The 476-nt window shown below is 40.5% G+C and carries 1 protein-coding gene; it reads left to right on the plus strand.

Annotated elements, in window-relative coordinates:
* A partial coding sequence (locus HFC70_RS26320) for a PBSX family phage terminase large subunit (protein WP_168476291.1) occupies positions 1–476 on the plus strand: 476 nt, incomplete at both ends.

Raw genomic sequence — 476 nt, forward strand, 5'->3', positions numbered from 1 at the left:
CTCCTATGCAGATTCGATTTTCAAATGGCAGTCGCATCATCTTTAAAGGGATGGATAAGCCAGCCAAACTGAAATCAATCAATAATATTTCGCTTATTTGGATTGAGGAATGTTCAGAAGTGAAGTATGAGGGATTCAAGGAGCTGTTAGGACGTCTTCGTCACCCGACAGTGCCGCTTCACATGATACTTTCAACAAATCCAGTTGGAGAAGATAATTGGACTTTTAAACATTTCTTTAAAGATGATCGAGAGAAACGATTTGTACTGGATGATAAGGAGCTTTATGAAAAGCGGATAATCGTTAGCAACGACACCTATTATCATCACTCAACGGCGGATGATAATCTTTTTCTGCCAGAAAGCTATGTCCAGCAACTTGAAGAATTGAAGGAATATGACCCTGACCTTTACCGAATTGCGCGGAAAGGTCATTTTGGCGTGAATGGAATTCGGGTACTACCGCAGTTTGAAGAA

The organism is Agrobacterium sp. a22-2 (assembly GCF_012276985.1).
Taxonomy (GTDB): Bacteria; Pseudomonadota; Alphaproteobacteria; order Rhizobiales; family Rhizobiaceae; genus Allorhizobium.